This is a genomic window from Nonomuraea sp. NPDC005692 (assembly GCF_040631115.1).
Classification (GTDB): Bacteria; Actinomycetota; Actinomycetes; order Streptosporangiales; family Streptosporangiaceae; genus Nonomuraea.
In genome coordinates, this window is sequence record NZ_JBEXYU010000032.1 from 103,650 (window position 1) to 129,106 (window position 25,457).

A 25,457-nucleotide genomic window follows, 5' to 3' on the forward strand; every position below is an offset into this window, starting at 1 on the left:
GCCCCCGAAGGACTACCCATGACCTACACCGGCGACGTCCGGGTCGGCGGCCCCGCCGACGTGCGCGAGCTGCCCGCCCTGACCATCTCCAAGCTGGCGGTCGGCCCCCACGACAACAACGCCTACCTGCTGCGTTCCACCGAGACCGGCGACGAGCTGCTGATCGACGCCGCGGCCGACGCCGATCGGCTGCTGGCGCTCGTCGGCGACCAGCCGCTCGGCGCGATCGTCACCACCCACCAGCACGGCGACCACTGGCAGGCCCTCGAACAGGTGGCCAGGGTCACCGGCGCCGAGGTGATCGCCCATCCGCTCGACGCGCCCGGCCTGCCCGTCCCGGCCGGCCGCACGGTCGACCACGGCGACACGATCTCCCTCGGCCCGGTCAGCCTGGAGGTCATCCACCTGCGCGGCCACACCCCGGGCTCGATCGCGCTGCTCTACGACGGCGGCCCCGACGGCCGTCACCTGTTCACCGGCGACTCCCTGTTCCCCGGCGGGGTGGGCAACACCGGCAGGGACCCGGAGCGTTTCGAGCGGCTCTACACCGACGTGACCGAGCGCATCTTCGACCGCCTGCCCGACGACACCTGGGTCTACCCCGGCCACGGCAAGGACACGACGCTCGGCGCCGAACGTCCCGCGCTGCCCGAATGGAAGGCCAGAGGCTGGTAACTCAGCTGCCCGCCGCCAGCACGCGCACGATGCGCACAGCCGCCAGGGCGGGATCGTCGGCCAGGCCCACGAGCTCGCCCCACGACCAGCGGTAGAACCACCCCTCGGGCAGCGGCACGCAGTCGATCGTCTCGGCCAGCAGCGCGGTGTCGGGATCGCTGATCCTCAGCGCGGGCGGGTTGGCCCGCAGGGTGGCGGTCAGCCCGCGCTGCTCCAGCTCCGTGGCCAGCTTGCCGAGATAGTACGTACGCGTGTGCTCGCGCGGCATGGCCGACATGGATCCATCAAAGCCGAAGATGGATGAAAAATCCCCTAGTTGCCGATGCGCTCGGCTTCCTTGCGCAGCTCCCGCTTGTAGAACAACATGCGCAGCGGGATCGCCGCGACGAGCGCGATCTGCATGGTCGCGCCGATCTTGATCGGCAGGTCGCCGCCTTCCGGCCAGGCCACCCAGAACGTGAGGAAGGCCACGTTCACCATGATCCACCCGAGGACGACCGCCGCGAGCTGACCCTTCGGCTTGGGGTACTCGATCCGGCTGACCATCAGCCAGGCCACGCCGAGCACCGCGAACAGCGCCCAGATGCTGGGCTGGAACAGCAGCACGATCGAGATCACGGTCATGGCGCCCATGGGAATGGGCAGGCCCATGAAGTCGCCGCTCTTGGTCTTGACGCACGCGAAGCGCGCCAGGCGTACGACACCGGCGACCAGCACGGCCGCCGCGGCGGTGACCACCGCGATGAACGGCACCGAGGGCGGCGCGCCGACCCCCCAGATCACGACCATGAACGCGGGCGCGAACCCGAAGCTGATCACGTCGGCCAGGTTGTCCAGCTCGGCGCCCATCGCCGAGGCGCGGAAGCGCCGCGCGACGAGCCCGTCGAACAGGTCGCACGTCGCGCCGATGAGCAGCAGGACGATGGCCGTGGCGAAGTAGCTCGGCGTCGGCGTGAACTTGCCGTCGGCGACCGTGAGCTGCTGAATCGCCGAGTAGGCCAGGACGCAGACGGCGAGGAACCCGCAGACCGCGTTGCCCAGCGAGAGCGAGTCCGCGGCGGACAGGCGGAACGCCTTGCCCACGGGACCGCGGGGCTCTTCCTCGCCAGCCTGCCAGCTGCCGGCGTCAGCCGTGGTCAATTCTGGTCACCCCCGCAACCGTCTTCTCCCCCACGGTGACCGCGGGCGAGATGCCTTCGGGAAGGTAGATGTCGACCCGCGAACCGAACCGGATGAGGCCGATGCGCTCGGTCTGCGCCACCTTGGCCCCGGCGCTCAGGTACGGCACGATCCGGCGCGCCACGGCGCCTGCGATCTGCACCATCTCGATGTCGCCCAGCGCGGTCTCGAAATGCCACACCACGCGTTCGTTCTGGTCGCTGTCCTTGTTGAACGCCGGCAGGAACCCACCTGCGACATGCTGCACGGACGTGACATTCCCCGCAAGAGGGGCACGGTTGACGTGCACGTTCAGGGGACTCATGAAGATCGCGACGCGGGTGCGGCCGTCCGGCCAGGGGTCGATGCTCTGCACCACGCCGTCGGCGGGCGACAGGATGCGCCCCTCGCCGGGAGCGCGCTCGGGGTCGCGGAAGAACCAGAGCATGCCGCCGGTGAGCGCACCCAGCGGGGCCGCAGCCAGGGCCCAGCGCCGGTCTCGGCGCGTCAGCAGCGCGGTGGCGGCCGCCGCGGCCGCCGTCGGGAGGAGCCACGGGGAGACCCCGCGCGCGAGCCGGACGCGGCTCGACTTAGCAGAATCGTCTGACACGTACAACCTTTGGTGGTGACTGGACTAGGCGCTTTGCCATGCTGTTACGGAACTCGCAACTATTACACGGCGCAACTACACAAGCAAAGCGCCTCGATAGCCGTTCCGCTAGACCTGCTCCGGGTGCGTGTGCTCGCCTTCGCCGCTCGTCATGCGGGCTTTGATCAGGCTCGCAACCGTGGTGATCGCCATGGTGGAGCCGATGACCGTGAGCGACACCCAGATGGGAATTTCGGGTGCCCAGGAGACGCCGCTGGCATGCAACGCCTCCATTATCAGCTTAACCCCGATGAACCCGAGGATGAACGCCAAACCATAGCTGATGTAGACGAGTCGCTGCAGCAACCCGCCCAGCAGGAAGTAAAGCTGACGCAGCCCCATCAGGGCAAACGCGTTGGCCGTGAAGACGACGAAGGGGTCTTTGGTGAGCCCGAAGATCGCCGGAATCGAGTCGAGGGCGAACAGCAGGTCGGTGGTGCCGATGGCGACCATCACGATGAGCATGGGGGTCACCATGCGGCGGCCGTCGATCTTGACGCTGACCTTCGAACCGACGTACCCCTCGGTGGTCGGGAACGCCCGGCGCACCCACCTGAGCAGGATGTTCTCGTTGAACTCGTCTTCCTCGCCCTTGAGGTGCTGCCGGATCAGGTTGACGGCGGTGTAGACGAGGAAGGCGCCGAAGACGTAGAAGAGCCAGCTGAACCGCTCCAGCGCGGCGGCGCCGAGTGCGATGAAGATGCCGCGCATGACCAGGGCGAGCACGATGCCGACGAGCAGCACCTTGTGCTGGTAGGGCCGCGGCACCGCGAACCTGCTCATGATGATGAAGAAGATGAACAGGTTGTCGACGCTCAAGCTGTATTCAGTGATGTAACCGGCGAAGAACTCCCCCGCCTTGGCGGCCCCGAAGGTGGCCCACAACCCCACACCGAACAACGCGGCCAGGGCGACATAGAAGGTGACCCAATATCCGGCCTGCCGCATGGAGAACTCGCGGGCCTCACCGCGGTCGACGATCCAAAGGTCAAAGGCGAGGACGACCAGCAGACCGCCGATGACGGCGATCCAGGCCCACACAGGTACGGTCACGGTTCAAACCCTCCGGCATGCATGACTCATTGCCGGAGGTCTCTCCCGCCCGCGAGGAACGCGGACCGGCAGCCCCGGGGGCCCCGTGGAGTGGGGCTGCACCGTGATGACGAGGCTGTCGCGAAGGGATACTCCCCTCCCTAACCCACGCAGTATACGCCGACACTCTGATCCCATCATCCATTCGATCTTGTCGCCTCGTACACCCCGAGGACGCTCTCCACGGCATCGTCACCGTCCGGCAACTCCCGTCCCCGCCGGGCCGCCGCCTCGGCCAGCGTCCGCGCGATCCCCGGCTCGCCCAGGACCTTGCGCAACGCGCTGCGCAGCCCTTCGGCGTCCCCGTACGGAACCAGCATCCCCGCGTCGCCGACCAGCCACGGGATCCCGCCCACGTCGGACGCCACCACCGGCTTGCCCGCCATCAGTGCCTCGCTGAGGCTGAGCGGCAGCCCTTCCCAGCGACTGCAGTTGACCACGACGGACGCGGCCGCCAGCAGGTCGGGGACGTCGTCCCGGTCTCCCAGGAGCAGGACGGGAAGGTTCCGCCCCCGGATCCAGTCCTCGAGCTCCGCCCGCAACGGCCCCTCTCCCGCGACGGCGAACAGGGGCGCCGGCGACTCCCACGGCCCCGCCGCCACGTCCAGCAGGGTGTCGTGCCCCTTCTGCTGGGCCAGCCGGCCGATCGTCAGCACCAGAGGACGATCACCCGCTCCCAGTTCCTCCCGTACCTCCTCCGGCCTGCGCCGGGCGGGCCGGAGCGGCGGCGCGGGCACCATCGCCTCCGCCACCTCCCTGGCTCCCAGGACGGTCATCCGCTCCGCCAGGTCCGGCGAGACCACCAGCACCCGGTCGGCGCGCCGCGCCACGATCCGCTCCAGCACCCCGTAGACGAACCCCACGAAACCGCCGGCGGTCAGCGCGTTGTGCAAGGTGACCACCACTCCGGGCCCCTTCCCCTCCCGGCCGTCGCCCCTTCGCCCCCCTGCGTCTTGAACCGAGCCCCCCCGGCCCCTGACCTCGCGTCCCCCTGCGTCCTGAACCGGCGCCCCTTGACCCGCCGCCTCCAGCCCCACTGCGTCTTGAACCGGAGTCCCGTGGCCCGCCGCCTCCAGCCCCACTGCGTCTTGAACCGGAGTCCCGTGGCCCGCCGCCTCCAGGTCGACCGCGTCATGAACCGGGGTCCCCTGGCCCGCCACCTCCCGACGCCCGACGTCCTGAAGCAAGGCCCCTCGGTCTCTCGCCTCCCGGTGCCCAGCTTCTTCAATCGGGGCCACCCGGCCCCTTGTCCCTTGAGCCCTGAATGCCCTCAGCGCCAGGCTGGCCAACGCCCCTGCTCGCAGACCATGAGCGTGCACAACGTCGGCGTCGCGCGTCAGCCGCCGGATCGCGAGCACCGCGCGCAGGTCGTTCAGCGGATGCGGCCGGTCGGACACGGGCACCTCGGCGAACGCGGCTCCCGCCGCCCGGAAGGAGAACGCCTCCTCAACGCTCCCCGGCCCCACCACCGCCACCTGGTGCCCGCGCTGTACCAGCCCTTCGACGAGCATCCGTACATGCCGCCCGGTCCCACCCGACGTGGTCCCCATCACAAAAGCCACCCGCACGACCCCTCCTAAGCCTGCACCGAAACCGCAGCCACACCTCAAAGCTGAAACCGTAACCCGTTTCACGCCGCAGCTTCCCGATCTCACCCGCACAACCCGCCGACGCCCAGTACCAGCCCTCCACAAGCACCTGAGGCTCACGGCCTGCCAACCCTGACCATCACGCCCTGGTCCGCACGCCATACCCGCCACCAAGCAACCGACCGCGCAGGCCCCTACGCCCGTGCGACTGGCCTCGGGTCGCGCGCCGGACTACGCCTACCTCACCTACACCGTCGGCAGCACCGGCGCGGGCCCCTCGGCGCCAGCCGCGGCCGAATAGGCCTGGCCCATCGCGGAACTGGAGCCCGCAGAGCGGCTGAGCGCCAGGCTGGCGGAACTGAAGCCAAGGGGCCAAGGATCCCCGGCCCCTGGCACCTCCCAGATGCCGGACAACTCGACGGCCCCAAACCTCACGGCCAGCCCAACCCCCACGAGTGTGATCACCTTCACAGACCCGCCAGCCCCGTGGCGCCTGCCCACAAGAAGTCCAGCACCACTGGAACCATGCACCCGACGCCCTGCGCCCCCTCCAAGGCCAGACACCCTCCCCAGGCCAGGCCCCAGACGGCTCCTGCCCCTGCATGGCCCGTCACCTACCGCATGCCAGCCTCACAAAGGCAAGCCTTGAGGAAGACATGCCTCACAGAGCCCCCGCCTCCGGAGCCGACCACCAACGGCAAGCCACGCACCGCGGAGGACCAGGAACTACGAAACACCAACGGCCGCGCCACCAAGGCCCCGCGCCACCAGGCGTGCCAGCCCCAAAAGCCTCGCGAGACCAGCCGTCCAAGCGTCAGAAGCCGTGCGGGACCAACCGTGCGCGACCAGCCGATCCAGCCGCAGAAGCCGTACGCGACCAGCCGCCCGAGCCCGTAAGCCGCACGCGACCCCAGCCGTTCTAACTCCCGAAGCCGTACGCGACCAGCCGTCCGAACGCCCGTAAGCCGTGCGCGACCCCAGCCGTTCTAACTCCCGAAGCCGTACGTGACCAGCCGTCCGAACGCCCGTAAGCCGTACGCGACCAGGAACCGTCGGAGCGCACCTTCCGCACTCTGGGCAGAGGGTCAGTGGCAGTGGATCAGTGGCTGTGGATCAGGCGCCCCGTCGGAGCAGCCCAGCCACCCCGCTGGCATCCGGCCGGTCCACCACCGCCACGACGACAGTCCCCACCACCACGGCCACCGCCGCCGCCAGCACCACCGCACCTACGTTCGGCCAGATGCCCGAGACGCCGAGCCACCTCACCACCCCAGCCCCCGCCAGATACCCCAACACACCACCGGCGACCGCCGCCCCCGCGGCCCTGGGCAGCCCCGCCGCGGCACCGCTGCCGCGCGCCCGCACCACGGCCGCGAGCAGCAACACCCCACCGGCGGTCATGCCGACGCTCATCCCCAGCGCCATCCCGCCGATCTTCCACCCGGCGGGCAGCAGCAGCACCAGCGCCGTCTGCGCGACGATGACGACCAGCCACCCCGCCACCGTCCCGGTGGCGGCCGCCCGCCCGAGCCCGGCCGCGTAGAGCACCCGGCTCAGGTGGGCGATGAGCCCGTAGCCGACGATGCCCGGCGCGAACAGCGCGATCGCCAGGGCGAGCTGAGGCGGCGGCACCTCGCTCCTGCCTCCCAGGAACACCACCGCCCCAGGCCCCGACGCGGCGGCCAGCACCCCGGCGGCCAGCCCCGTGACCAGTACCACGGCCCGCGTGGTCCGGGCCGCCAGCGCCGAGAAGGCGACCGCGTCGCCCGCCTGCGCCGACAGCCGGGGGAACGCGCTGGTCGCGATCGGCACGGCCAGCACCGCGTACGGCACCAGATAGATCGCCCACGCGTAGTTGTAGACGGTGAGCGCCCCGTTGCCGATCGCCTTGTTCGACAGCAGCACCACGACGATCATGGCGGCCTGCTGGGCGAGGAGCGCCGCGATCCCGGCCAGGGCGAGCCTGCGCACCTGCCCGGCCACGCCGTCGGGGAAACGTAAGGTGGGCCGCCACCGCAGCCCCAGCCGCGACACGGGCCCGACCACGGTCAGCACGAGCGAGAGCACGCCCAGGCTGGTGCCCACCGACAGGGCCAGCTCGGCGGGCCCGGGCAGGTGCGCCGGGTCGACCATCCCCGAGCTGAGCGGCACGAACAGCAGGTACGCCACGATGACCACGATGCTGGACACCAGCGGCGCGACCGCGGGCCCGGCGAAGCGGTTGTGCGACTGCAGCACGCCGTAGAGCACGACGGCCACGCCGTACAGAGGGATCTGGGGGGCGAAGACGACCAGCATCCGGGTGGCGAGGGCGACGAGCTGGGTCGTGTCGCACCCGTTGACGGCCTCACCGAGGAACAGGGCGATGACCGGCCGGGCGAACAGCGCGGTGAGCGCCCCCAGCGGCACCAGGACCACGACGACCCACGTCAGCAGCGCCGAGCTGATGTGCCCGGTGCGCTCGCGCGAGGCGGCGGACCCGGCCAGCACCGGCACCACCATGCCCGCCAGCGCACCTCCGACGACGACCTCGAAGACGATGTTGGGGATCTGGTTGGCCGTCATGTAGGCGGTGGACAGGCAGTTGGTGCCGACGGTCTGGGCGAAGGCGTACTGCTTGGCGAAGCCGGCGATCCGCGCCAGCACGGTGATCGCCCCGATGAGCAGGGCGCCACCCGCCACGCCCCGCGCCGTCACGCTCCGCACCCGGCCTCCCCCGCCCAGTATCCGGTCACGCCGACATCCTGGCAGGTGCCACCGACAATCGCGCGCGGAGGGTCACACGTGGTCGACGGGACGCCGCCCGAGCATGTCGATCCGGTTGAGCACCGGGTTGGCGGCGATGACCTTGGTGAAGCTGACCTTCTCCGAAGCAGCGGTGAGCGCCGCGACCGTGCCCAGGAGGACGAGCCTGCCGGGCCTGCCGAGCTTGGTGACCGCGGCCAGCCCGAGCAGGGCGCCGAGCGAGTTGGCGCCCGCGTCGCCGAGCATGGCGCGCTCGCCGAGGTCGTCGGGCAGCAGCGCCGCGGCGGCGCCGAGCGGCACGGCGGCCAGGGCCGCGGCGGCGGGCGACGACCGCAGCAGAGAGACGGCCAGCAGCGGGCCCCCGGCCAGCAGCCCGACCTTGATCGCCCGACCGGGACGCAGGTCGAACAGGTTGGCCAGGTTGGCGGCGCCCGCGATGGCCGCGCCGTTGACCAGGGTGTCGACGGGCCCGTCGGAGACGAGGGCGGCGGCGCCCAGCCCGGTCGCGCCGATCCCGAGGATCTTGACGGCGCCGCTGGTGACCTCGCCGCGGGCCAGAGCCGTCAGGTGGCCCTTGAAACCCTTGGAGGACGTGGTGCCGTAGAGGTCGTCGTAGGCCCCGAGGGCGCCGGTGCCGACGCCGGCCAGCACCGCGGCCAGCCGGGTGCGTGGCGCCAGACCGGGCGTGAGCGCAGCGGCGACGCCGGAGCCCGCCACGAACGCGGGCCCCTCCAGCAGGGTGATGGGCTCGCCGCGATGGTTCTTGCGCGTCCAGCGCCCGCCCAGGTCGGCCGGACGGTTCCGGGTGAAGGCGGAGTAGGCGGCACGGGCGGCGGCGGCACCGATCGCGGCGCCGGCCAGCGCGTAGAGCAGGCCACGGGCCATGTCAGCTCCCTGACTGGGTCGGTGAGGGTGTGGTGGACGGCAGCGCGGGCTGGGTGGCCGAGGCCCCCTTGCCGATGCCGTACTGGCCGGCCCGCCCGCTCAGTTGCTCCCGGAGAGCGTAGACGACCACGACCCGGCCCGTGGGCATATCGACGGTATCGACGGTGGACACACGCTTCGCGACGTCGCCGTCGTCGCGCAGGGCACTGACGGCGCCCCCGGTGACGGCCGCGTTGGCGGCGCTGCCGACCAGCACCGCGCCCTTGCCCCCCGCGTCGAGCCGGTCGGCGACCGAGACGAGCGCGCCCAGCTGGGTCTCGGCCTGCTCCCCCTCGTACGTCTTCTCCGGCGCGAACATCACCGCCAGCATGGCCCGCTTGGCGGGGTCGCCGTCGGTGCTGACCAGCCCGCCCGCCTCGAACCCGCTGATGACGGCGGCGGTCGCGGCGTTGGGGGTGCCCGCCTGCGCCTGGTCGGTGGTGAGCAGCGTGGAGGCGAGAAGTGCGCCGGCCTTGTCCCAGACGGTCGCCGTGGACGGGAAGACCATGTCGACCGGTTTGAGCTGGTTGACCAGGCCGTCGAGCACGCCGCTGCGGTCGGGGTCGAAGAACTTCTCGGTCAGCATGACGCGCCCGCTCACCTCGGCGCCCGCCTCCTCCAGCACCTGCTGCTCGGCCTCGCGGAACGTGGTGGTCGAACCCGGCGCCTCGACCAGCAGCACGCGCTGGCCGGTCAGCTCGCCGGCCACCAGCTTCGGAGTGACGCTGGCGACGAAGGCGTCGTTGCCCGCCTCGCGGCCCTGCAGCTGGTCGATCTGCACGCGCAGCTCGTCCTTCGTCTTGGTGAGCTGTGCGGTGAGCTCCTGCGCGGACTTCAGCGCGGGGTCCTGCAGCAGCGTTGTGCCCAGCACTATCCCGACGGCGAGCGCCAGGAAGATCGCGACGATGGAGACGACGTGGTAGCGAAAATCGATCACGAGAAGAGTCCGACCAGCCAGAAGATGAATGCGTTCCAGACGTCTTGCAGGCCGTTCAGCCAGGTCTGGCCGAGCGGTGACAGGAAGAGCGCGACCCCCATGGTGATCAACGCGGTGATCACGAGCAGCAGGAGCTGGGAGGTGGTGATGCGGCTGCGGTAGAGCCTGCTCACGCCCTTGGCGTCGATGAGCTTGCTGCCGATGATCAGCCGGGTCAGGAAGGTGCTGGCCATGCCGGAGCGGCCCTTGTCGAGGAACTCCTCCAGGGTGCCGTGGGTGCCGACCGCGACGATCAGCTCGGCGCCCTTGTCGTCGGCCAGGAGCATCGCGATGTCCTCGCTGGTGCCGGTGGCCGGGAAGATGACCGCCTCGCGGCCGAGCTGGTGCACCCGCTCCAGGCCGGGGGCCCGGCCGTCGCGGTAGGCGTGCACGACGAGCTCGGCGCCGCAGGTCAGGGCCTTGGTCGAGACGGAGTCGAAGTCGCCCACGATCACGTCGGGGAGGTAGCCGGCCTCCAGCAGCGCGTCGGCGCCGCCGTCGACGCCGACGAGGACGGGCCGGTATTCCCTGATGTAGGGGCGGAGGGTGGCGATGTCTTCCTTGTAGTGATATCCGCGCACCACGATGAGGACATGTCTGCCCTCCATCGGGGTGCGGATCTCAGGCACGCCGACTCCGTCGATGAGAAGCTTGCCCTCACCACGAACGTACTCCATCGTGTTGACGGCGAAAGCCTCGATCTGCACGGCCAGCCCGGCGCGCGCCTCGGCCATGGCAGCCTCGACCGCCTCGGTCGTCTGCTCGTCGCCCTTGCCCACGACGTCGTCGTCGAGGTAGATCACGCCCTCGTGGACGCGGACGACGTCGCCGTCCTTGACGCGTTCGAACAGCTCGGGGTTGGCGTTGTCGACGAACGGCACGCTCGCGTCGAGCAGAATCTGGGGCCCCAGGTTAGGATAGCGGCCGCTGATGCCCGCGGCGACGTTGACCACAGCCGCCGCGCCGCATGCGACGAGCGCCTCCGCGCTGACCCGGTCAACGTCGACATGGTCGATAATCGCTATTTCCCCGGGCTGGAGGCGCTTGGTCAGCCTCTTGGTTCGCCGGTCGATTCTCGCCACTGCCGTCACACCGGGAAGGTCACCGACCTTCCTGCCACGGAGGCCCGGCATCTTGCTCCCCGGAACCTTCATCATGACCATCCTGCCAGAGGGAAACAGCGCGGAGGCCAAGCACTACGCGGCGTGTCCACTATGTCACACAGAATCACCTGTCGGCCGCTGCGAGCCCCAGCAGCTCCTCCGCGTGTGCCCGGCCCAGTTCGGAGTCCTCCAGACCGGCCAGCATGCGCGACAGTTCGCGGACGCGCCCCTCGTGGTTGAGCGTGACGACACCGCTGCGCACGACGCTGCCGTCGCTGGCCTTCTCGACGACCAGATGCTGGTCGGCGAAGGCCGCCACCTGCGGGAGGTGGGTGACGACGATCACCTGCGCGGTGCGCGCGAGCCGGGCCAGCCGGCGCCCGATCTCGACCGCGGCCTTGCCTCCGACCCCCGCGTCCACCTCGTCGAACACGAACGTCGGCACCGGGTCGGCACCGGCGAACACGACCTCGATGGCGAGCATGACGCGGCTCAGCTCACCGCCGGAGGCGCCCTTGTTGAGCGGCAGCGGCGGCGCGGCCGGATGGGCGGCCATCCGCAGCTCCACCTCGTCGACGCCCTCCGGGCCGAACTCGGCGCTCTGGGTGAGCTGCACCACGACCCGGGCGTGGGGCATGGCCAGCGCGGTCAGCTCTTCGGTCACGGCCTGGCCGAACCGCTCGGCGGCGGCCTCGCGCACCTTGGTGAGCTCGGCGGCCAGGGTGGTGAGCCTGGTGGTGAGCTCCTCGTGCTCGCGGGTGAGCTCCTCGATGCGCTCGTCGTCGCCTTCGAGCTCGCCCAGGCGGGCGGCCGCCTGCTGGGCCCAGGCCAGCACCCCTGCGCTGTCCGCGGCGTACTTCCTGATCAGGCCGCCCAGCACGGACCTGCGCTCCTGCACGGCTCCAAGACGGGCCGGATCGGCCTCGATGGACTCGGCGTAGGCGGCCAGGTCGGTGGCGACGTCGGAGATCAGGTATCCGGCCTCGGCGAGCCGGTCGGCCACGCCGGCGAGCTGGGGGTCGTAGTCGCGCACGGCCTCGACGGCCGCGCGGGCCTCCCCGAGCAGCGAGATCACGTCACGGGCGCCGCCGCCGGCCTCCATCGGGTCGCCGAGCAGTGCGGTGTGGGACGTGGTGGCGGCGCTGCGCAGCGCGTCGGCGTGCGAGAGGCGCTCCTCCTCCTCGCGCAGGTCGGCGTCCTCGCTCGGCTTGGGGTCGACCTTCTCGATCTCCTCCAGGCCGAACCGCAGCCGGTCGGCCTCCTGCGCACGCTCCCTGGCCTGGGTGGTCAGCTCGTCGAGCAGCGCCCCGACCTGCTTGTGCCGCTTGTACGCCTGCGAATACGCCCGCAACGGCTTGACCAGCTCGTTTCCCGCGTAACGGTCGAGCGCGGCGCGCTGCCTGGCGGCCTGCAGCAGCCGCTGCTGGTCCATCTGCCCGTGCACCGCCACCAGGTCGTCGGCCAGGTACGTCAGCGTGCCGACGGGCACCGTACGGCCCCCGAGCCAGGCCCTGGAGCGGCCCTCTGCCGAGACGGTGCGAGAGATGATCAACTCACCGTCCTCGACCTCACCGCCGAGGTCCTCGACCTGCTGGGCTACCCGGCCGCCGGGCTCGACGACGAGTGTGCCCTCCACGGTCGCCTTGTCGGCCCCCGGACGGATGCGCGAGGGATCGGCCCGGCCGCCGAACAGCAGCCCGAGCCCCGTGACGACCATCGTCTTGCCCGCGCCGGTCTCGCCGGTGACCACGTTGAAGCCCGGCGAAAGCTCGAGTACGGCCTCGTCGATGACGCCGAGCCCCTGGATGCGGACCTCCTCGACCCTTGGTCGCACTGCCCACTCCCGTCACTGCCGTGCCTGATGGCCGGTCGATTGTCTCCGGACACCTGTTGCCCATGGGATCCTACGCGTTCTGCCCTCCATTCATTCAGGGTCGCACTCTCCCGCGCCATCCCTGAACCGGTAGTTCGAACTTGGCGACCAGCCTGTCGGTGAAGGGCGCGCCGGTGTTCTCGACCCCGTGCAGACGGGCCAGGCGCACCGGCTCGGCGCCCCTGCGCACCTCCACGCGCGACCCGGAGGGCAGCTCGAAACGGCGGCGGCCGTCGCACCACAGAACCCCGCCCGGAGTGTCCGGCAGGATCTCCACGGCCATCGTGGACCGGGGCGAGACCACCAGCGGCCGGGCGAACAGCGCGTGGGCGCTGATCGGCACCAGCAGCAGCGCCTCCACCTCCGGCCAGACCACCGGCCCGCCGGCCGAGAACGCATACGCCGTCGAACCCGTAGGAGTGGCGCATATCACGCCGTCGCAGCCCCAGCGGGACAGCGGCCGCCCGTCGATCTCGGCGACCACCTCCAGCATGCGTTCCTGCTTCTCCACGGTGACCTCGTTGAGCGCCCACGTGTCGGCGATCACCCGGCCGTTCTGCCTGGCCAGGACGTCGATCGTCATGCGTTCCTCGACGTCGTAGCGCCCGGCGACCACGCTGTCGACCGCCGAGGCCAGGTCGGCCACCTCAGCCTCGGCCAGGAACCCGACGTGTCCGAGGTTGACCCCGAGCAGCGGCGTGCCGGCGGGCTTGGCCAGCTCGGCCGAGCGCAGCAGCGAGCCGTCGCCGCCGAGCACGATCATGACCTCGGCGTCCTTGGCCGAGCCGGGATCGTCGCAGGGGACGACCTCGACCCCGCCACAGCCGATGTCACGTGCCTCGGTGTCCAGGACGCGTACGTTGATGCCCGCCTCGACCAGCCGGTTGATGACCAGCCGGGCGCTCTCGACGGCGGCACCCCGCCCGGTGTGGACGGCGACCAGCACGGTCCGGTTCATTGCGGCCCTTCCGCGACGGCACGCTGGATCTCGGCATCGAGCTCGGCGACGGGCGGCTCACCCTCTCCTTTGCCCAGCCACAGCAGGTATTCGACATTTCCGGAGGGGCCGGGCAGCGGGCTCGCGGTCACGCCCCGCACGCTCAGCCCCAGCTCCTGCGCCTTGGCCGCGGCCTCGCGCACCGACCTGGCCCGCAGCTCGGGGTCGCGCACCACGCCGCCCGCGCCCACGAGCTCCTTGCCCACCTCGAACTGCGGCTTGACCAGCATGACGAAGTCGGCCCGCGGCGCGGCGACCTGCGCCAGCGCGGGCAGCACCAGCCGCAGCGAGATGAACGACAGGTCGCCCACGACCAGCGTGGGCGGCTCGCCCACCATCTCGGGGGTCAGATCGCGCACGTTCACGCGTTCCATCACGGTCACCCGCTCGTCGGTGCGCAGCGACCAGGCGAGCTGGCCGTAGCCGACATCGACGGCGAGTACGTGAGCCGCGCCATGGCGCAGCAGCACGTCGGTGAAGCCTCCCGTGGAGGCTCCCGCGTCGAGGCACCTGCGCCCCTCCACCGACAGGTTCTTGAACGCCTCCAGCGCCCCGAGCAGTTTGTGCGCTCCCCGCGAAACGTAGTCGGGCCCGTCGGCCGACTCGGCAACGACGATGGCCGAGGCGGTGTCGACCTGGGTCGCGGGCTTGCTCGCCTGCTGACCGCCCACGCTGACCCGCCCGGCCTCGATGAGCTGGGCGGCCTGCTCTCGCGACCTGGCCAGCCCGCGGCGCACCAGCTCGCTGTCGAGACGGATCCTCCGGCTCACCGCTCGCCCAGCGCTTCGTCGCCCGCACCCGCGAGAGTGGACTCCAGCCCGGCGAACGCCTCCTCGAACACGGCCACGTGCTCGTTCACCGGCAGCTCGCCCACACGACCGAGACCGGCCACGATGGCGTCGACCCGCTCGTCACCGGTCTCCTCCGGCAGCTCACTCATGACTCGACCGTAACGCCTCGGGCGAGCGCCCGGGACCTTGGCAGGCGTGTCACGCGTTGAAGCTCATACGGGGGTGCTAGTGATGTGGAACGCTACCGACCGCAAAGGGAAAGAAAGGATGCCCAACATGGCAAGCGTCGAGGAGTGCCGGGCGGCACTGGCCAGGCTCGTCGCCCAGTTCGACGAGATCGGCGCGGAGGATCGTGCCAAACACGTGGTCGAGCGCACGGTCAGCGCGCGGGTGTCCGACCTCGACGTGATCTTCTACGGGCGGCTGCACCACGGGGGGCTCGACCCGTTCACCGAGGATCCGCCGGCGGGCGGCAAACCGGCCGACGTGAAGATCACCATCGCGAGCGACGACCTGGTCGCGCTGGTCGACGGCGAACTGGACCTGGCCCGTGCCCTGCTCGGAGGGCGGGTGAAGATCGACGCGAGCTTCGGCGACCTGCTGCGCCTGCGCAAGCTGATCTGACCGGTTCCCCGGGCGGCTATTCGATGCGAACGCTGAGTCTTACGCAGCTGCTCGGCGCGTGTGTTCACTGTCAGGCGACTACTCAGCGCGTGCGTTAACCGTTAGGCGACAAGCGAACAGCGAACCTGGCCCCCGCCTCCCGACCGACTGAGCCGCCCTCCGGCGGCCACGTCGCCCCCTCCGGTGCTCTTCCCGACCAGCCCACACCTCCGCGATCACGGCGCTGCCCCTGCACCACGCGCGTGTACGAGTCCGGCGCGTTGCGGGCCGTGGAAGAAGGACGCCGCCACGACGGGGATCGTGGCCGCTGCTCGGCGGGGAAAAGCAAGGTCGAGGCGGCTCCTCCGCCCGTGCCACATGCTTCACCCCACGCGCTTCAGGACGTCCTTGACCGCGTCCTCCCCGATCTGCCCCTCGCCCGCGGCCGTCCAGGCGGCGTCGCAGGCCGCGCGCAGGCCGTCGATACGGCTGCCGTCGCCTTCGAGGTGCAGCGCCCCGTCGCGCCACTCGGCCCGCCATCCCCCGCAGGTGCCCTCCCGCACGTCGGGATAGGGCTGGACCAGCGCGCCGAGGTCCTCGGCCAGGTACGTGGGCCGGTGCCGCGGCGCAGCGGTCAGCACGTCGAGCGGGGTGGCCACCCCGGTGAACACCAGCAGGCTCTCCACCCCCGCGTTGGAGGCCCCTTCGATGTCGGTGTCCAGCCGATCCCCCACGACCAGCGGCCGCCGAGCGCCCGTACGGATCATCGACTCCCGGTGCAACGGCGGATCCGGCTTACCGGCGTACACCGGTTCGATCCCGGTGGCAGCGGCGATGACCCGGACCATTGCCCCGTTCCCCGGCAGTTCGCCCCGCCCGGTCGGCATGGTGCTGTCACCGTTGGAGGCCACGAACAGCGCGCCCTGCCGTACGGCCAGCGCCCCCTCCGACAACAGGGCGTACGACAAACCAGGAGCGATCCCCTGAACCACCGCCGCGGGCGACTCGGCAGCGACGGACACCGGCCTGAGCCCATGAGCACGTACGGCCACCCGCAGCCCTGACCCGCCCACGACCAGCACCGCGGCGCCCGGAGCCACCTGCTCGGCGACCAGTCGCGCGGCCGCCTGCGCCGAGGTCACGACATCGGCCGCCGCGGCCGGGACGCCGAGTTCCCGCAGGTGGGCGGCGATGGCGGCGGGCGTCCGCGAGGCGTTGTTGGTCACGTAGGCGAGCCGGACCCCCTTGCCCTGCGCCTCCTCCAGCGCCTGCCTCGCGCCGGGTACCGCGTGCTGCCCGAGGTAGACCACACCGTCGAGGTCGAGCAGCAGGGTGTCATAGCCGTCAATCAGCACAGCGCCTCTTCCCGTTTGACTCTCACGCCGCGTGAGACTTTAGCGTCGCCTTCGTACCCCGCCACAGGAAGCCCTCTCCTCGTGGCTCGGAAACCCGTACCCGACACCGGAAGGACGACCATGTCCCGCGAACCCGCCCCCACGAGGAAGGAACGCGCAGAACGCCTCGACGCCCCCGCCCATGACGCGTACGCGGCGGAGGCCGAGGAACGCTGGGGCGACACGCATGCCTGGGCCGAAAGCGCACGCCGCACCTCGTCGTACACGAAGGAGGACTGGCAGCGGCACGAAGCCGAGGCAGCCGCCCTCTCGGCCCGCCTCGCCGACGCGATGCACGCCGACGTCCCGGCCGACAGTGACCTCGCGATGGACCTGGCCGAAGAACACCGCGCCCACCTCTCCCGCTGGTTCTACGACTGCACGTACGACATCCACCGCGGCCTCGCCGACCTGTACGTCTCCGACCCCCGCTTCACCGCCACCTTCGACCGCACCGCCACCGGCCTGGCCGCCTACCTCCGATCCGCCATCCTCGCCAACGCCACCCGCCACGGCTGACCCCCACCGCCTGACAGGCCGAATGGACGTAATGCCGCGTGTGCGGCGGCGGCCCGCAAGCTCGGAACTGGGGCACGGCCCTCAACGCGCCGTTCTCCCTCGCAGAACCGGACAACGACCCTCAAAGCAGCCTTCGCTCATGATGATGGGGGGCCAAATGCAGCCACGGCATGTCCTGTCCTTATGCGACGGCAGCCAGATGCATCCGCGGCATGCTTGCACGCTCACGCAGGGGCGGCCTGAGCTGCCGCCACAGCTGTATTCGCCCCACCCCCTGACCGCCCGCCCGGGAAAGTACCCCCATATCCAGGTGGTGAGATATGGCACGGCCAATCACCATGGTCTTCTCGCAACCCGAGTCGAGTCGCCAAGCGGCTGGGCAGTCACTTCTCCGGCATCGGGCAGAGTCGTCACGACAGGCGCCTGGGGGCAACCGCGGGTTGGTGCCGTGATGTACCCCAGCCGCCGTCAGCGTCTGGAGAACATGCGGCCGCCCATGCGTGACGGCATGAACGTCTCATCGAGCCTCTGGAAGGACCTGAGCAATAACGTCACCCCGATAGGCCGACCACGGCACGCCATAGCCGCGTGCCAGGCCACGGACACCCGTCCTCCAGCACAGAGCTGGGTCAAGGAAGCGATCTGCTGCGACGCCGCCCGATCAGCACGACGGGCTGCAAGCAGACACCGCAGTGCGGCTCCCCATCCGAGCTGACGCCGCCCAGAGCGGATGGAAACGCCCGGCACAGCCACTTGGTCGCCATGGCCGGTCCTCGCGCCCGCCTGCCCCCTACATCTCTCGTCGAGCCCTCAACGTCGCCCGCACGCTCTTCAAGGCCGACACGTAATGCCGCTCGTCCGGCCGCATGGCCACCGCGATGGCCAGCGGCTCCTGAGCCCCTTCCAGATCCCCCGTACGCCACAACGACAAGCCCAGCCCGAAGTACGCATAATCCTCAGCCGGGTTCGCATCCACGATCTGCCGGAAACTGGCCGCGGCCTCCGCATACTGACGGGAGTTGAACTGCGCCCGAGCCAGCGCCTCAAGGATGCTCCGGGACTGCGGCTCGGCAGCGGCAGCCCGCTCCAGCAGCGCCGCGGCAGCCGCCGGGCTCCCCTCCTTCAGCAACTTCACACCACGCTGATACCAGTCGTAGACACCGCCCCCGGGAACGCCGCCCAAGGACTCATCGTGACCATTTCCGCCCTGAACCATGCGTGAGGACTCCTTCATCGCTGGACGACGAACCTCGCTCCCGCTCCGCCGCGTTAGGGGCGCGACAGCAAACGATTGGGGCAACTCCTGGTAGGCGCAAACATTTATGGGAGCATGCCCGGTATGGGGACTCCTGAACTGCCGGTGCCGGACGGACTGGTGCTACGGCCCTTCCGAGGCGTACGTTTCGATGTCGAAGATCCCGCGAAGGTGACCTCCCCACCGTACGACCTGATCAGCGATGCGGACGTCGAAGCCCTCCTTGCCTCCCACCCGAACAACGTCGTCCGCCTCATCCTTCCCTGCAACCCCGAAGCGACACCCGCCACCGAACAGCCGGCCGGAACCCCGTCCAGACTCCGCCACCGGACCGAGGTACCGCTGGAAGCCCGTTACTCCGAGGCCAGGGACACCCTGAGGGCCTGGCTGGACGCCGGCGTCCTCGTGGCCGACGACACCCCCGCTTTGTACGTGTACGAGCAGAGCGGCCCACACGTCCTCCAGCGTGGCCTGATAGGCGACGTCGGCCTGATCGACCCCGCCGAACGCGTCATCCTCCCCCACGAGGACGTCATGCCCGGCCCCATCGCCGACAGGCTGGCCCTCATGAGCACCACCGAGGCCAACCTCGAACCCATCTTCCTGCTCTACAACGGCGACCACGGCAGGGCCACCCGCCTGGTGGACGAGGTGGCCGCCAAACGGCCGCCCCTCGTCACGGCCGGAACCGAGGACGGCCTCACCCACCGGCTGTGGGCGATCACCGACCAGGACGAGATAGACGCCATCAACGCCGACCTGCGCAACCGTCAAGCCCTGATCGCCGACGGCCACCACCGGTACGCCACCTACCGCGTACTCCAGCGTCAGGAGCACGCCGCCCGCCAAGCCCTGCGGGACGGGACCCCCCAGGCCACGCCTCACGCCCCGTCACAAGAAGCCCTCCAGCCCACGGTTCCCCAAGCCTCTCAGCAGGTCTCCCTCAACGCGCCACTGAGCATGCCCACCCAGAACTCCCAGGGCACCCCGCACCCGTCACCGGAACCCTCCACCACGCCGGACCACCCCGTAACCCCCTCGCCCAGCCCAGTCACCTCGTTCCGGCACGAGCTGACCGATCACCTGGCCCATCCGTCAGCGGAACCGACCTCCGCGCCGACACCCGGTCAGGCGCTGGGCCCCTGGGACTTCGGGCTGGCCCTGATCGTCGACTCCACCGCCTACCCGCCCGACCTCAAGGCCATCCACCGCGTCATCCCCGGTCTCCCCTTGACCGAGGCCGCCGCCAGGGCCAGGGGCGCCTGGCAGGTGCACGACTACGACGACCTGGCGCAGGGCCTGGAGGCGCTGCAGAACGCGGCCGAGCCCGCCTTCCTGCTCGCCGGGGAGAGCGGCACCCATCTGCTCACCGACCCCGACCCGGTGCAGCTCAACCTGGCGATGCCGGACCACCATTCGGACCGCTGGAACTCGTTGAACACCTCCATCCTCACCGAGTTCATCCTGCCCAAGGTGTGGGGCATGGAGGACGACGAGCGGGCCGTACGCATCGTCCACCACGACACCGAGGCGGCGTTGCGGCTCGCGATCCAGACGGGCGGCACAGCCGTCATCCTCAAGCCGCTCATGGTCCACGACGTGCTGGCGGTCGCCGCGGGCGGCGAACGGGTGCCCCGCAAGTCCACCTCCTTCGGCCCCAAACCGCGTACCGGCCTGGTCCTGCGCACGTTCGCCATCGACTGACGCCGCCCCTGCCGCGTAGCCCGCCTCCCCTGCTCCCCCTCATCGCGATCCAGCAAGCCCCGAACCCAGCATCAGGCGTGGCTATCGGCCAACCGGAACGCAGACCCATGACCCCTGCCCAGATCGAAGCGCTCTCCAGGGCGGCGCCTCGCCATCGCCGCCAAGGTCACCCCGCCCCGGCCAACTGAGCCACCTGCCGCGGCCCCTGGCTCGGAACCACCTCCTCAGACGGCTCAGTAACCGTCCCCTCGACAGGTCTGACGGCGCTGACCTCCACCTCGTACCGCCAGATCTTGGCGGCGGCCGGGCCGAAGACCCGGCAGCGGAACGCGCCCGTCACCTCGATGAAGTCACGCGGTTTGAGACCCCGCACGATCTCCGCCACCCCGGGGTCGAACGTGACGCACGGGATGCTGTCGGTGAGAGCCGGGCCTCGCCGGTGCCTGCGCCGGCGGCGTACGATGACGCGCCACTTCGTGGCCATGTCGCCGCTCGGCATCGCGTATTCCTCGACCGCCGCCGACAGCCGCCCCACCAGCACGACCTCGTTCCGATCCATTGTCGTCCTCCCGTTTGTGTTCCGGAGGAGATCACTCTCTACGATGAAGGGAAGCCCGGATCGATACGAACGTCGTTCTGGGGATGACGGATGTACGCGCGGGAGTGCCTGTGGACAACATCACCGCACTAGGCGGCGACGTCTATGAGATCGACACCAAGATGGCCGGATACGCGGGCATCACCGCCGGCTACCTGATCCTGGGAGATCGACCGTGCCTGGTGGAGACGGGCACCTCGACCTCGTCCCCCGTGGTGCGCGACGCGCTCGCCTCGCTCGGCGTCGGCCCGGACGACCTGGCCACGGTGGTGGTGACCCATATCCACCTGGACCACGCGGGCGGTGTGGGGGACATCGCGAGGTTCTTCCCATCTGCGCAGGTGGTGGTACACGAGAAGGGCGCGCGCCATCTGGCCGATCCGTCGCGTCTGATGGCCAGCGCCCGGATGGTCTGGGGTGACCAGCTCGACACCCTCTTCGGCGAACTGTCCCCCACCGAGGCCGAGCGCATCGTCGCCCTGGGCGACACCGGGGCCATCGACCTGGGCAACGGCCGCACACTGAGCAGCCACTACTCGCCCGGCCACGCCAAGCACCACGTCGGCCTGATCGACTCCGCCACCGGAGACCTCTACGTCGGGGACGCCGCAGGCGTGTACCTGCCCCAGACCGGCGACCTGCGCCCCGCCACGCCACCGCCGGACTTCGACCTTCAGACGGCCCTCGACTCGATCGCCCTGTTCCAGGCGCTTGGTCCGCAACGGTTGCTGTTCAGCCATTACGGACCGGTCGGCGCCGTCCAGGAGACTCTTGAGCGATCAGCCGAAGAGCTCCAGGTCTGGGTGGACCTCACCCGCCAGGCACACTCCGAGGGCCTCGACCTCGATCACGCGGTCGCCATGGTCCGCGACCGCACCAAGGAGCGCTACACCGCCCTGAAGTCGGACGACGCGACGGCCGAGCAGTTCGAACTGCTGAGCGGCGCCCCGTCGAACGTCGCGGGCATCCTCCACTGGCTCAACCGCGTCGAACGATGACGACCGGCTGACCACACCCCATGTGACACAAAAGCTCCGCCGTACCCCGAACCATCAGGGGTACGGCGGAGCAGCAACACCTACTCGTCGTTCTTCTTCGGCCGGTCCTGAGCGGATTCGTCCGTCTCGACCTCGAGCACGTCACCGAAGTTCGGCTCGATGAACGCAGGCGTGATCCCCGGCGTCCCGGCCTCCGCCGGCTTCTCTTCCTCGCCGCTGTCCGCTGGCTCGCCCGCCTCCGGCTCGGCGGCCTCGGCAGCGACGGCGGCCTCCGGCTCGACGGGTGCAGAAGCCTCCGCGGATTCAGAAGCCTCGGGAGATTCGGAAGGCTCGGTCGCTTCCGGCTCCAGGAGGTCGTCCGCCTCGGCCAGGGCCTCGGCGTCCTCTTCCTCCTCCTCGGCCAGCTTGCCCTCGTCGGCGGCACCGGCGTCGTCGAAATCGTCCTCGGAGTCGAGGTCCTCCTCGAAGTCCTCCTCGACGTCTTCGATGACGGCTCCGGTGAGCTCGGCGTACCGCTCGGCCGCGTCCGTCTCGCCGTCCTCGTCGAAGGCCATCGCACGGGCGAACCAGTCAGTCGCCGCCTCCTGGTGACCGGCGTCGGCCAGGGCGTCTGCATAGGCGAACGCGAGGCGTGCCGACCACGGCTTGGGCTGCGGGTCGCGCAGCTCGGGCAGGCGCTGGAGGGTGATCACGGCCGCGTCCTGCTGGCCGAGGTCACGCCTGGCACCCGACTCGACGATGGTCAGCTCGATGCGTCCGGCCCGGTCGAGGCGCTCGGCCTCCGGCGAACGTACGAGATCGATGGCCCGCTCCGGACGGCCCAGACCGCGCTCGCAGTCGGCCATGACCGGCAGGTACGCGTCCGACCCCGTCATCCTCCTGGCCGCACGCAGGTCGCTGAGCGCCTCGGAGAAGTGCCCGGCCCGGTAGGCGACGATGCCCGCAGCCTCGCGTACGACACCGATGCGAGCGGCGAACCGGCGCGCCACCTTGGTGTGTTCGTGCGCCTTGTCGGGGTCGTCCTCCTCCAGGGCGCGCTCCGCGGCGACCAGGTGCCTGCCGACCAGGTCGGAGAGGTCACCGGGCAGCGAACGCAGCTCCTCGCGCACTTCCTTGTCGAGCTCTTCCGCGGTGATGTCGGGCGCCACCTCGGGCAGCCTCTCGCGCTGCGGGGCGTCGGAGTCGCGCTCCTCCCGGCCGTACCTGGCGCGGGTGCCGCCGCCCGGACGCTCTCCCCGGTCGTCACGCGAGAACGGACGCGACTCACGGTAGCCGCCGCCCTCACGACGAGGCCCGTAGGAGTCGTCGCGGCGCGGGCCACGGTCGTAACCACCCTCGCGACGCGGACCCCGGTCGAACCCTTCACGACGCTGGCCGCCGCCGCGGTCGTCACGGAACCCGCCCTCACGACGCGGTCCCCCTTCGCGACGCGGCCCCCGGTCGAAGCCCTCACGACGCGGACCCCGGTCGAAACCCTCACCACGGGGACCCCGCTCGAAGCCCTCACCACGAGGACCACGGTCAGAGCCTTCCCGGCGCGGGCCCCGGTCGCCGAAGCGGTCGTCGCGGCGCTCGCCGTACCCGCCGCCCTCACGGCGCGGGCCACGGTCGAAGCCTTCACGACGCGGCCCGCGGTCGAAGCCCTCCCTGCGCGGACCCCGGTCGGAGTCCTCGCGACGCGGACCCCGGTCGAAACCCTCACGACGCGGACCCTGCTCGAATCCCTCACGACGCGGGCCACGGTCAAAGCCCTCACGACGCGGCCCACGGTCACCGTAACCGCCGCCCTCGCGACGCGGCTCACGGTCACCGTAGCCGCCGCCCTCACGACGCGGCCCACGGTCGCCATAGCCGCCGCCCTCACGCCGAGGTCCACGGTCCTGGAAGGGACGACGCTCGTCGCCCTCACGGCGCGGCCCCCGGTCGAAGCCCTCTCTGCGGGGACCACGGTCAAAGCCCTCGCGACGCGGGCCACGGTCGCCATAGCCGCCGCCCTCACGCCGAGGTCCGCGGTCCTGGAAGGGACGACGCTCATCTCCCTCGCGACGCGGCCCCCGGTCCTGGTAGGGACGGCGGTCATCGCCCTCACGGCGCGGCCCGCGATCATCCCGGTCCCGGTAAGGACGACGCTCGTCGCCCTCACGGCGCGGCCCCCGGTCGAAGCCCTCCCTGCGGGGACCACGGTCAAAGCCCTCGCGACGCGGCCCACGGTCACCGTAACCGCCGCCCTCACGGCGCGGCCCACGGTCGCCATAGCCGCCGCCCTCACGGCGCGGCCCACGGTCGCCATAGCCGCCGCCCTCACGGCGCGGCCCACGATCGCCGTAGCCACCGCCGCCCTCGCGACGCTCGCCGGAGCCGCCGCCTTCACGGCGGTCACCGTAGCCGCCCTCGCGGCGGGGCCCGCGGTCGTCCCGGTCGCGGTAGGAGCGGCCCTCATCGCGGGAACCCTCCCCGCCTCGGGGCGCGCTGTCCTCGCGGTTGTACGGCCGCGGCCGGCCCTCTGAACGGAACGGACGATCGCCACCGGAATCACGCCCGCGAGAGCCGTATCCGCCAGTCCTGCCGCCGCCAGAGCGCCTGTCCCCGTAGTCGCCGCGCCCGCGCTGTCCGCCGTCCGATCCGTTATCTCTGTTCACTTCTGGTCCATTTCGTTGGCTCACTCAGCGGACTCACAACGGCGGTCCACCGTGGCTGGTCGCCGCCCGCCCTCGGGCCTTACGCGACGAAGGCCACCCGTGGGGGTGGCCCGCTCCCCCCAGCCTAGCAAGCCCCCGAACGTTCACGAGCCCTCCAGATACCCCACGACCATTCCACCAACGCGCCCGCCCACGACCATCCCACCTTTGTTCCACCCACCGAAGGACACTGCCTAGAAGGCTCGCCGCGGTGATTTCATGGTCGAAGCCAAGCAACAGAAGAACAGAGAGTCCCCCCAGCTGCATCTGGCCGACGTTCTCACGCACGTGTGCCCGGAGGCATCGAAGAAGCCTCCGAACGATGGGCTCTGCCGCGCTCGAGCCTGTGGCTTGAGAGTGGACCGTCACAACTGCTGTGCGCCGGGCGCCCCGAGAGCAGCCCTCCGCTCTGATGCGACCGATCCAGAAGGCGGCTCGACCGTTTGCGCGACAAATAGCTCACCAGCCATCACCCAGGGCCGGCGCGCGAAGCTCCTGGAGCTGTCACGCCCGGCCTCAAGTCGTCGGAACGAGAAGCTTGCTGTGGTCGATGTGCTCATTACCAGGGGCCAGGTCGGGCACGGAGAGCACATCAACTAAAGGACGCTTTGCAACGCACTGCTCGCGAACCGGTTGGCACGATCCGACTGGCAGTCGGCCTGTTACACCGAACCGAACTCCCAAGGCTTCGACGCCCTGTGCCCTTGAAGCTCTTCATCGGGAAGCGCGTACAACGCAAAGAAGCCCCACACGATTCGTGTGGGGCTTCTTTGAAAGATTGTCCGGCGGTGACCTACTCTCCCACACCCTCCCGAGTGCAGTACCATCGGCGCAGAGAAGCTTAACTTCCGGGTTCGGAATGTAACCGGGTGTTTCCTTCTCGCCATAACCGCCGTAACTCTATGAAACTGTCAAGCGGACTGCCGCTTGCTGTTTCAGAATTGCATAGTGGACGCGGGCAAGAATTTCCTTGGTGTGGCGCAGCTCCGGACCCGGCGAAGAGTAACAGAGCGCAGCACACACCAAAGCATTATGCTTTGTGGTCAAGTCCTCGGCCTATTAGTACCGGTCAGCTCCACACATTACTGTGCTTCCACCTCCGGCCTATCAACCCGGTCGTCTACCGGGAGCCTTAC

The 25,457-nt window shown here is 70.3% G+C and carries 23 protein-coding genes, 2 rRNA genes and 1 pseudogene; 6 read left to right on the plus strand and 20 right to left on the minus strand.

Annotated elements, in window-relative coordinates; all coding sequences use genetic code 11:
- The first annotated feature begins 18 nt into the window (after nt 1-18).
- Nucleotides 19-675: an MBL fold metallo-hydrolase gene (locus tag ABZ459_RS42320; RefSeq protein ID WP_357983436.1), complete on the plus strand. Its 657-nt coding sequence runs from the start codon at nt 19-21 to the stop codon at nt 673-675.
- Nucleotide 676: 1 nt separating this feature from the next.
- On the opposite strand, the gene ABZ459_RS42325 is transcribed toward ABZ459_RS42320, so the two are convergent.
- From ABZ459_RS42325 to ABZ459_RS42390, 14 genes and pseudogenes are all read right to left on the minus strand, one after another.
- Nucleotides 677-952 carry a hypothetical protein gene (locus ABZ459_RS42325; RefSeq protein ID WP_357983439.1) on the minus strand — a complete coding sequence of 92 codons (276 nt, stop codon included), beginning with the start codon at nt 950-952 and terminating at the stop codon, nt 677-679.
- A gap of 35 nt (nt 953-987) precedes the next feature.
- Nucleotides 988-1,815 (minus strand): CDP-diacylglycerol--serine O-phosphatidyltransferase, encoded by an 828-nt coding sequence (gene pssA, locus ABZ459_RS42330; protein ID WP_357983442.1) that lies wholly within the window; start codon nt 1,813-1,815, stop codon nt 988-990.
- Nucleotides 1,802-2,443 carry a phosphatidylserine decarboxylase gene (locus ABZ459_RS42335; protein WP_357983500.1) on the minus strand — a complete coding sequence of 214 codons (642 nt, stop codon included), beginning with the start codon at nt 2,441-2,443 and terminating at the stop codon, nt 1,802-1,804. The genes pssA and ABZ459_RS42335 overlap by 14 nt, the downstream gene beginning before the upstream one ends.
- Nucleotides 2,444-2,551: 108 nt before the next feature.
- The gene (locus tag ABZ459_RS42340) at nt 2,552-3,535 is read right to left on the minus strand and encodes a TerC family protein (protein WP_357983446.1); all 984 of its coding nucleotides are present in this window, start codon (nt 3,533-3,535) and stop codon (nt 2,552-2,554) included.
- A 176-nt stretch (nt 3,536-3,711) separates the two neighbouring features.
- Nucleotides 3,712-4,479 (minus strand): glycosyltransferase family 4 protein, encoded by a 768-nt coding sequence (locus ABZ459_RS42345; RefSeq protein WP_357983502.1) that lies wholly within the window; start codon nt 4,477-4,479, stop codon nt 3,712-3,714.
- Between the two features lie 363 nt (nt 4,480-4,842).
- Nucleotides 4,843-5,325: pseudogene (locus ABZ459_RS42350) on the minus strand (glycosyltransferase family 4 protein); the annotation flags it as partial.
- 951 nt (nt 5,326-6,276) lie between these two features.
- Nucleotides 6,277-7,869 carry a lipid II flippase MurJ gene (locus tag ABZ459_RS42355; protein ID WP_357983449.1) on the minus strand — a complete coding sequence of 531 codons (1,593 nt, stop codon included), beginning with the start codon at nt 7,867-7,869 and terminating at the stop codon, nt 6,277-6,279.
- A gap of 72 nt (nt 7,870-7,941) precedes the next feature.
- Nucleotides 7,942-8,793 carry a hypothetical protein gene (locus ABZ459_RS42360; RefSeq protein ID WP_357983452.1) on the minus strand — a complete coding sequence of 284 codons (852 nt, stop codon included), beginning with the start codon at nt 8,791-8,793 and terminating at the stop codon, nt 7,942-7,944.
- A gap of 1 nt (nt 8,794) precedes the next feature.
- On the minus strand, nt 8,795-9,769 hold the full coding sequence (locus tag ABZ459_RS42365) for a copper transporter (RefSeq protein ID WP_357983455.1): 975 nt from the start codon (nt 9,767-9,769) through the stop codon (nt 8,795-8,797).
- A complete protein-coding gene (gene steA, locus ABZ459_RS42370; protein WP_357983505.1) occupies nt 9,766-10,962 on the minus strand; it encodes a putative cytokinetic ring protein SteA in 1,197 nt (398 codons plus the stop codon). Before steA ends, ABZ459_RS42365 begins: the two co-directional genes overlap by 4 nt.
- A gap of 73 nt (nt 10,963-11,035) precedes the next feature.
- On the minus strand, nt 11,036-12,745 hold the full coding sequence (recN, locus tag ABZ459_RS42375; RefSeq protein ID WP_357983458.1) for a DNA repair protein RecN: 1,710 nt from the start codon (nt 12,743-12,745) through the stop codon (nt 11,036-11,038).
- A gap of 94 nt (nt 12,746-12,839) precedes the next feature.
- Nucleotides 12,840-13,742 carry an NAD kinase gene (locus ABZ459_RS42380; RefSeq protein WP_357983461.1) on the minus strand — a complete coding sequence of 301 codons (903 nt, stop codon included), beginning with the start codon at nt 13,740-13,742 and terminating at the stop codon, nt 12,840-12,842.
- Complete coding sequence (locus ABZ459_RS42385) at nt 13,739-14,551, minus strand: TlyA family RNA methyltransferase (RefSeq protein WP_357983464.1); 813 nt, start codon at nt 14,549-14,551, stop codon at nt 13,739-13,741. Before ABZ459_RS42385 ends, ABZ459_RS42380 begins: the two co-directional genes overlap by 4 nt.
- A complete protein-coding gene (locus ABZ459_RS42390; RefSeq protein WP_352326208.1) occupies nt 14,548-14,721 on the minus strand; it encodes a hypothetical protein in 174 nt (57 codons plus the stop codon). Before ABZ459_RS42390 ends, ABZ459_RS42385 begins: the two co-directional genes overlap by 4 nt.
- A gap of 127 nt (nt 14,722-14,848) precedes the next feature.
- Between ABZ459_RS42390 and ABZ459_RS42395 the strand changes: the two genes are divergently transcribed.
- Nucleotides 14,849-15,196, plus strand: coding sequence for an SCP2 sterol-binding domain-containing protein (locus tag ABZ459_RS42395; RefSeq protein ID WP_357983467.1), 348 nt, complete (start codon nt 14,849-14,851; stop codon nt 15,194-15,196).
- A gap of 362 nt (nt 15,197-15,558) precedes the next feature.
- On the opposite strand, the gene ABZ459_RS42400 is transcribed toward ABZ459_RS42395, so the two are convergent.
- Nucleotides 15,559-16,530: an HAD-IIA family hydrolase gene (locus tag ABZ459_RS42400; RefSeq protein WP_357983470.1), complete on the minus strand. Its 972-nt coding sequence runs from the start codon at nt 16,528-16,530 to the stop codon at nt 15,559-15,561.
- 120 nt (nt 16,531-16,650) lie between these two features.
- Between ABZ459_RS42400 and ABZ459_RS42405 the strand changes: the two genes are divergently transcribed.
- Nucleotides 16,651-17,088 (plus strand): TipAS antibiotic-recognition domain-containing protein, encoded by a 438-nt coding sequence (locus ABZ459_RS42405; RefSeq protein ID WP_357983473.1) that lies wholly within the window; start codon nt 16,651-16,653, stop codon nt 17,086-17,088.
- A 790-nt stretch (nt 17,089-17,878) separates the two neighbouring features.
- Here the strand turns inward: ABZ459_RS42405 and ABZ459_RS42410 are convergent.
- Nucleotides 17,879-18,304 (minus strand): tetratricopeptide repeat protein, encoded by a 426-nt coding sequence (locus ABZ459_RS42410; RefSeq protein WP_357705715.1) that lies wholly within the window; start codon nt 18,302-18,304, stop codon nt 17,879-17,881.
- A 123-nt stretch (nt 18,305-18,427) separates the two neighbouring features.
- On the opposite strand from ABZ459_RS42410, the gene ABZ459_RS42415 reads away from it, so the two are divergent.
- Nucleotides 18,428-20,047, plus strand: coding sequence for a DUF1015 family protein (locus ABZ459_RS42415; RefSeq protein WP_357983476.1), 1,620 nt, complete (start codon nt 18,428-18,430; stop codon nt 20,045-20,047).
- Between the two features lie 166 nt (nt 20,048-20,213).
- On the opposite strand, the gene ABZ459_RS42420 is transcribed toward ABZ459_RS42415, so the two are convergent.
- On the minus strand, nt 20,214-20,606 hold the full coding sequence (locus tag ABZ459_RS42420; RefSeq protein ID WP_357983479.1) for a single-stranded DNA-binding protein: 393 nt from the start codon (nt 20,604-20,606) through the stop codon (nt 20,214-20,216).
- 110 nt (nt 20,607-20,716) lie between these two features.
- Between ABZ459_RS42420 and ABZ459_RS42425 the strand changes: the two genes are divergently transcribed.
- Complete coding sequence (locus tag ABZ459_RS42425) at nt 20,717-21,643, plus strand: MBL fold metallo-hydrolase (protein WP_357983482.1); 927 nt, start codon at nt 20,717-20,719, stop codon at nt 21,641-21,643.
- A gap of 80 nt (nt 21,644-21,723) precedes the next feature.
- On the opposite strand, the gene ABZ459_RS42430 is transcribed toward ABZ459_RS42425, so the two are convergent.
- A complete protein-coding gene (locus ABZ459_RS42430) occupies nt 21,724-22,752 on the minus strand; it encodes a hypothetical protein (protein ID WP_357983486.1) in 1,029 nt (342 codons plus the stop codon).
- On the opposite strand from ABZ459_RS42430, the gene ABZ459_RS42435 reads away from it, so the two are divergent.
- Nucleotides 22,696-24,150, plus strand: a complete 1,455-nt coding sequence (locus ABZ459_RS42435; protein ID WP_357983488.1) for a hypothetical protein — start codon at nt 22,696-22,698, stop codon at nt 24,148-24,150. The genes ABZ459_RS42430 and ABZ459_RS42435 overlap by 57 nt on opposite strands.
- Nucleotides 24,151-25,101: 951 nt before the next feature.
- On the opposite strand, the gene rrf is transcribed toward ABZ459_RS42435, so the two are convergent.
- A 5S ribosomal RNA gene (gene rrf, locus ABZ459_RS42440) occupies nt 25,102-25,218 on the minus strand.
- Nucleotides 25,219-25,360: 142 nt separating this feature from the next.
- Nucleotides 25,361-25,457, minus strand: a 23S ribosomal RNA gene (locus ABZ459_RS42445); the annotation flags it as partial.

What these genes read in the sequence shown, in the direction of transcription:
- ABZ459_RS42320 (WP_357983436.1), top strand. Translation starts at nt 19, where the DNA reads ATGACCTACACCGGCGACGTCCGGGTCGGCGGCCCCGCCGACGTGCGC.
- ABZ459_RS42415 (WP_357983476.1), top strand. Translation starts at nt 18,428, where the DNA reads ATGGGGACTCCTGAACTGCCGGTGCCGGACGGACTGGTGCTACGGCCC.
- ABZ459_RS42325 (WP_357983439.1), bottom strand. Translation starts at nt 952, where the DNA reads ATGTCGGCCATGCCGCGCGAGCACACGCGTACGTACTATCTCGGCAAG.
- ABZ459_RS42360 (WP_357983452.1), bottom strand. Translation starts at nt 8,793, where the DNA reads ATGGCCCGTGGCCTGCTCTACGCGCTGGCCGGCGCCGCGATCGGTGCC.
- ABZ459_RS42395 (WP_357983467.1), top strand. Translation starts at nt 14,849, where the DNA reads ATGGCAAGCGTCGAGGAGTGCCGGGCGGCACTGGCCAGGCTCGTCGCC.
- steA (WP_357983505.1), bottom strand. Translation starts at nt 10,962, where the DNA reads ATGAAGGTTCCGGGGAGCAAGATGCCGGGCCTCCGTGGCAGGAAGGTC.
- ABZ459_RS42380 (WP_357983461.1), bottom strand. Translation starts at nt 13,742, where the DNA reads ATGAACCGGACCGTGCTGGTCGCCGTCCACACCGGGCGGGGTGCCGCC.
- ABZ459_RS42410 (WP_357705715.1), bottom strand. Translation starts at nt 18,304, where the DNA reads ATGGTTCAGGGCGGAAATGGTCACGATGAGTCCTTGGGCGGCGTTCCC.
- ABZ459_RS42420 (WP_357983479.1), bottom strand. Translation starts at nt 20,606, where the DNA reads ATGGATCGGAACGAGGTCGTGCTGGTGGGGCGGCTGTCGGCGGCGGTC.
- ABZ459_RS42390 (WP_352326208.1), bottom strand. Translation starts at nt 14,721, where the DNA reads ATGAGTGAGCTGCCGGAGGAGACCGGTGACGAGCGGGTCGACGCCATC.
- ABZ459_RS42405 (WP_357983473.1), top strand. Translation starts at nt 16,651, where the DNA reads ATGTCCCGCGAACCCGCCCCCACGAGGAAGGAACGCGCAGAACGCCTC.